At 64.5% G+C, this 6,000-nt stretch carries 4 protein-coding genes; 2 read left to right on the top strand and 2 right to left on the bottom strand.

From position 1 onward, the window contains the following. Positions 1-41 precede the first annotated feature (41 nt). Entirely contained in the window at positions 42-1,985 is a 1,944-nt protein-coding gene (locus EOINJALH_RS10530; RefSeq protein WP_088280315.1) for a hypothetical protein, read from the bottom strand. A gap of 11 nt (positions 1,986-1,996) precedes the next feature. Further along, positions 1,997-2,323, bottom strand: coding sequence for a hypothetical protein (locus EOINJALH_RS10525; RefSeq protein ID WP_088280314.1), 327 nt, complete (start codon positions 2,321-2,323; stop codon positions 1,997-1,999). 532 nt (positions 2,324-2,855) lie between these two features. Between EOINJALH_RS10525 and EOINJALH_RS10520 the strand changes: the two genes are divergently transcribed. Beyond that, a complete protein-coding gene (locus tag EOINJALH_RS10520) occupies positions 2,856-3,521 on the top strand; it encodes a LuxR C-terminal-related transcriptional regulator (protein WP_088280313.1) in 666 nt (221 codons plus the stop codon). 50 nt (positions 3,522-3,571) lie between these two features. Further along, positions 3,572-5,614 (top strand): hypothetical protein, encoded by a 2,043-nt coding sequence (locus EOINJALH_RS10515; protein WP_144289963.1) that lies wholly within the window; start codon positions 3,572-3,574, stop codon positions 5,612-5,614. The last annotated feature ends 386 nt before the right edge of the window (positions 5,615-6,000 follow it).

Here is a 6,000-nt window from a genome sequence, read left to right as displayed (position 1 = left end):
CAGACCCTGGCCAGCTCCCACAAACCATCATCCTCAGTTCATTAACCCAGGCGTTGCACTTCGCACTTGAAACTGCCATCCCTTTCGCACTCGCTTCGTTGATCGTTCACCCAGGCGACACCTTCCACGCCCGGCATGAGAGTGCCGCCGCTGAGTTCCCGGATCGAGATGATCAAGGTTGTGGCTTCCGCGATGCCGTGCAGCACGGCCCCCGGCGGCAGGCCGGCAGTGCGCAGTGCCATCACTTGCAGTTGGTGGATCAGCAGGCGGCGACTGCGCACATCGGAATTCGAGCAGGCCGCATTGAGCCTGACTACGCCTTCGCTGACCTCGACGGTGGCGTGGGCGCCCAGCCGGGTCCGCAGTCGCGCAATGTTCTCCTCGACCTTTCTGCGCAGCTCGAAGGTGCGGTCCGTGTCGCCCTCGGCATCGTCGGGCCACAACGCGGCAGCGGCGCGCATCATCGGCATCGACATGTCCGTCTGGCAGCAAAGCAGGCGGTGCAGTTCCACGGGCTTGGACGGCATCCTCGTGCTGCCCGCGGTCTGGCGCTTGCCGTCGATCCGCGACTCGGTGGAGCCGAGCATCTGTTCCCAGAATCGCCACGGCCAGTGGTGGTCCGCATTGGGTGGCGCCGCCAGCTTGCGGCGACCGATGATCTCCAGGACGAAGACGCGCTCAATGTTCCAGCTGAGTGCCAACGCGCAGAGCCCGGCCGCGAAACCGGGCTGCAGGCGGAAGAACATCCGGAAGTTGAGCTGCTGCACCAGCCGCAGGCCAGCAGACAATGCACGCCGGCTGCCCTGAAGGTCCTCCGTGCGCAATCTCCAAGCCTCGATCAGCAGGTGCAGGCAGCGGAAGATCTCGCCGTTGCGGCCGTGGTGGACTTCCGTGAGGCTCGCCGCCCGCATCGACGCTTCCTCGATCCGCTCCAGCGCAATCAGCACCTGCACCATGTCCGCGTCGTATGCAGCGCACTCGGTCTTTGTGGCGCCGGCCCCCATTGCCGTGGCGATAGCCTGGTCCAGCAGGGTCTTGGCTATGCCCGGCAGCTGTTCCAACATCTTGAGGCGGGCCCGCATCTGATGAAGAAGCGCCAGCTGCGATTCGCGGCCCGCGCCGGAGCGGTCGTCGATCGTCGCCTCAATGGCTGTGGCCTGGACCAGGTTGCCGCGATCGACTTCAAGGCGCAATTGGGCGAGCGCCGTAACGAGCGCAGTGACTGACAGGCTATGCTGCTGAGAGACTGCGGCCGCACGGACCCAGTAGGGTTCGGCGTCGTCGGACTCGCCGGCGTGGTACTTGACGAAGCCATAGGTGTACAGCCAACGTGCGCGCAGAAGGGGCGCCGCCTCGTCGAACAGCGCCGGATGCTCAACGTTGACACGCAGGCTGTCGAAGCGGTCGTACTGCTGGCTGGCCAGGTGATAGTTGAGCAGCACCTGTGCGGCGATCAGCCGCTCATGACGGTTCAGCGCCGTGCGGAGCGGCCCCAGCTCAGTGTGCAGCCACTGTGCCGAAGCCTGCATGTCGGGCGTGTCCTGATCGCTGAGCAGACCGGCGCAGACGCGGGCGAGGTGCCGCCAGAGACCTGCCTGGGCCGCCGGGGTACCCGGCGGGAGCCGGTCGAACTCCCGCGCGCGCTCGCACCATGAGGCCACATCCCGCTGTGCACTCACGTCCAGCACACAAACCACCACGCCGGCGGCCGCGGCGCGCAGGCGTAGTGGAAGCGCTGCGCCATCAGCGGAGCAACCGGCATGCGCCACGTCCAGCCAGGCCAGCGCATCGGCCCGCTCATGCATGAAGCTGCAAATCCCTGACCAGTAGGCCACTGCAGGGCGATCCGCAGGAGTGCCGGTGAGTCCCTCGGCGCAAGCGGCCATCAACTCGCCCCCCTTCCAGTCGCGCCAGCACTGCAAGGATCTGCGCTCGAACTCGACTTCATCGAACGCGGGCAAGTCGATGGCTGCCTCCTCGCGCATGCGCAGGTGGATCAGACTGCGGCCACGAGCCGGAATTCGCCGGATGCGAGCCCTGCGGCCTCCAGCCCCTTGCGCAGCGACTCGATGCGTGCGTCGACCTGAGCCTCTGCATCGGCGTTTGACAAGTCATCGCGCGGTCGCACGCGCAATTTGATCTTCGTGAGGTTCGGGTCGGCCTGGGCGAGACCCCGAAACTCCGCGATCAGTTGTTGGATCGCCGCGTCGCTGCCTTTGGCGAGGGCGGCTTCATCGAAGTGGATCATTTCGGCGGCCTTCAGGACAGGTCCGTCGCCGGTTCCGGCCGAATTCTGCGCTGTGCCAGTGACTTCGTTGTTCATTCAACACCTACACAAAGTTGGTTAGAGGTTGCCGGATCCGTTCTGGGCACTTGTAGCGAGTGTGCCATCGGATCGGCGTTGCGCGCCGTACACGACGCCGGTCGCTAGAGAAAATCACCCCTGACCCGCCGGACCTGCCGTTGCCGGCCGGCGGCGGAGACTGAAGGTGGGGTCCGCATTGAAAAGGAAGGTCTCACGCTGCGCAACATGCAAGCTGGTGATGACCTGCCGGTGCCGCGAAAGCAATCTGCGGCGTACTGGAACCTTTGATGGTTCCGCCGGACGGAGATGCTGCCGATGAGCCCAAACGCCCAGATCGCACGGCCAGCCGGCCGATTGAGCCCCAAGCCTCTGCTTCGACCAGGCGTCGCCGGGCGTGTCTTGCGGCCGTGCCTCGAAGGAGGCTGGGTCGTGCACTTCTTGTCCTGATTGCCGAAATTGGAGTGTGTGCAGTTCGTGTGGGAACGCTCACTAGATTGATCGATGTCGCGACGATACGCGGCAATTCGGTCAGTCCTTCTGGAGCGTACCTATGAAAGCAGACCCCAGTTCCCCAGGTGATTCCGCCTGGGGTCTCCATGCCCTCGCCGAAACCGACTACGGCATAGTCCTGGTCAACGCCGATCACGAGGTCATCTACTGCAATCCGATCGCCGAACGCCACCTGGCGCTTGGCCGGGGGCTCCGGCGCTCCGGCAGCAGGCTGGTCGCGGTGGATGCGCACGAGCAGCCACGGCTCAGCGGCGCGCTGGACGCCGTGCTGGCGAGAGGCCACCGCAAGATGCTCGTGCTCGGCGGCAAGCGTGAGCGCCTTGGCGTGGCCGTTGTGCGCATCGCGGGAAGCCAGGGCGACGCCGGTGCAGGTGTCGATCAGTCGCGCTCGGTTTCAGGTGAGTCCCGGCAGCATGCGCGTGCACTGCTGACACTCTCTCGCGAACGCATCTGCGAGCCGTTGTCGATCTACGCCTTTGCGCGCGACCACGGACTGTCCCGCATGGAGGAACTGGTGCTCGTCCGCCTGTGCAACGGACAGCGCCCGCACGACATTGCCGAGGAGCACGGCCGCAGGCTCAACACGGTGCGCACGCAGGTGATGAACATCCGCGCCAAGACCGGTTTCGAGAGCACCAGCGAACTGGTCCACTGGATCTCGACACTTCCTCCGATGCTTGGCACATTCGGCGCTACGGCACCGTGAGTGCCTTCCGCTCCGGCGCTTCGGTCGAGGGACATTGGAGGGAGACCAACGTGGATGAGGCTACGCACCTTAGCAACCCGTCGACAACCGGGTTGCCGACTAAGGGGTCACGACAGCACAGCGGGCTGTACCACTTTCCGCCGGGCGAAGCAGTTCAGTCTCAATCGCTTCGCGGCGAACTTAGGCTGGATGTCGATGGCGAATACCCTCAGATGTTGGCCAGTGGGGTGCTCATCAGCGGCCTGGAGCACCAGCTTCACTGGGTTGCGCGCCTGCAGACGCAGGAGGTCGTCGCCGCTGCAGATCCCGCCGTCATCGCCTACTGGACGGGCGCGATCTTCTATCGCGACCCGACGGACGCGATGCCGCAGTACCTAGCGGTCCATATTGCCATCCATGAACCGGCGACAACGGGTGCGACGGCAACCGTGGTCTTCGAGGACAGTGGTGGTCCTGCGCTTAAGTGCAGCTTCGAGTTTGTCTCTGCGAGCTTTGACTCAGCCGAATTCAAGTTCGACTCGACCGACGATGCGGAGCCTTGCCTGGGCATCGGCACCCACGACCACCGGAACCATCCCGCCAATCTACCCGCCGAGGAGTTGACCCTTGTCCGCGTGTTCGAGCGCGCCGGCTTTGACATCAAGGCGTCGACGATACCCGACCATGCTGCACTGGCGCTCAGTGGTGCGGATGGGCGTTGGAGCAACACGGAGATGCATGACGCCATGCATAAACGCTTTGCCGACATTCCGCAGGGAGCGCTATGGATCTTCCACGCCGCGCTGCACGAGAGTGGGGTCGGGCTGGGCGGCATCATGTTCGACTGCATCGGTGCGGCTCAGCGACAGGGCACTGCGGTGTTTACGCAGTCGTTCATCTCACAAGCGCCGACGGGCGATCCGGATCGCGTGGCTTGGGTGGCGCGCATGCGCTTCGTGGTTGCCTGCCACGAGACGGGCCACGCCTTCAATCTCGCCCATGCGTCGGAGAAGAGTTCGAATACGCCGTGGATGCAGCTGGCGGATGATCCCGAGGACCGCAGCTTCATGAACGACGACGTGCGTGACGTGCGGCACGGCGAGGCGGCCTTCTTCCGGACGTTCCGCTTCCGTTTCAGCGACCCGGAGTTGCAGTTTCTGCGTCACGCGCCGCGACGGTTCGTGCGGACCGGGAATGCCGCTTGGTTTGACCACCACGGCTTCGAGGCGGCCTCGGTGTTATCCCGGCCTCGGCTTGTCTTGTCGTTGCGTTTAAACCGTGCGCAGCCAGCATTGGAGTTCCTCGAGCCGGCGATGCTAGAGATCAAACTGAAGAATGTCTCCACCGAGCCCTTGCAGCTTCCGGATGATGTGCTCCTCGATGGGACTAAACTGACCCTGGTGGTCAGGCGCGGCATGGCGGCCTCTCGCCGCTGGCAGCCCTATGCAGCGGCCTACCGGATGTCTAGCCCAAAGACACTGGCGCCTGCCGAGTCGATGTACGCACCAGTCTTCGTCGGTGCCGCACTTAGCGGCTGGCTCCTCGCCGAGCCCGGGCGCTACCGTCTGCAGGCCTGCCTCCGCCTAGCCGACGGCGAAGACGTGGTGTCGCCGCCACTGGACGTGCGCGTTGCGCCTCCTCGTGGCCGCGAGGAGGAGTTTCTGGCGCAGGACGTATTCACCGACGATGTGGGGCGCGTGCTGGCTTTCGACGGAACGCGCGTGCTGGACTCCGCCAACAACACCCTGCGTGAAGTGCTGGACCGGAGACCGCATCTCGCGTTAGGCACGCATGCTCGCGTGGCTCTGGGCATGCCACTTCGACGGTCGGGCAAAGTCCTGTCGATTCGCAATGGGGTGCCGTGCATCGACGATGTGCCGGGTTGCGTTGAAGACGCCCGGCGGCTGCTCTCACAGGCCCTGCTTGCCGATTGCGACTCAGCTGCTGCGACGCTCGGGCACGTTGAGTATCTGCAGTACGCCGAAAACGTTGCGCGCTGGTTGAAACATCAGGGCGATACCAATGCGGCGCACAATGTCGTGAGCCAAGTCTGCAAAACGCTGGAGATGCGGCAGGTCAAGTCGACAGTGTTGGACAAGCTGCGAATGGTCTAATTGCGCGAGCCAGGAGGTTGCTGGCGCTGAACGCCAAACTACGGGTCCTGGTCGCACTGAGGCCCAATTCGCCCCGCCCACGCCGTGCTCGGAAGCCGCGCCCTCTTCCTCTCGCCCCGGTCGGCGTAACGCCAATTGCATCGACCCGGCGTGTGAGGCTGGACATCTGACAGGATGGGTTCGCCAGTTCCCCTAGAACCGACAGTCGTGAGCGTCCACTTGTGGCCGGGTGCCGGTACCGACGAGAGGCCGCTTCCTGACAATCCAGTCGCGATGGAAAAGTCTGCGCGTGGGCAACAACACTGGCGCGCACGTAGGCCAGTCTCAGCAACTCGGGCAGCATCTTCGAGCCCTCGGTGGCGCCGCCTGTCCCTAAATCCGTGTCG

It is taken from the genome of Ideonella sp. A 288 (assembly GCF_002198735.1).
GTDB lineage: Bacteria > Pseudomonadota > Gammaproteobacteria > Burkholderiales > Burkholderiaceae_C > Pseudaquabacterium.
This window is presented reverse-complemented; position numbering and strand designations above follow the sequence as displayed.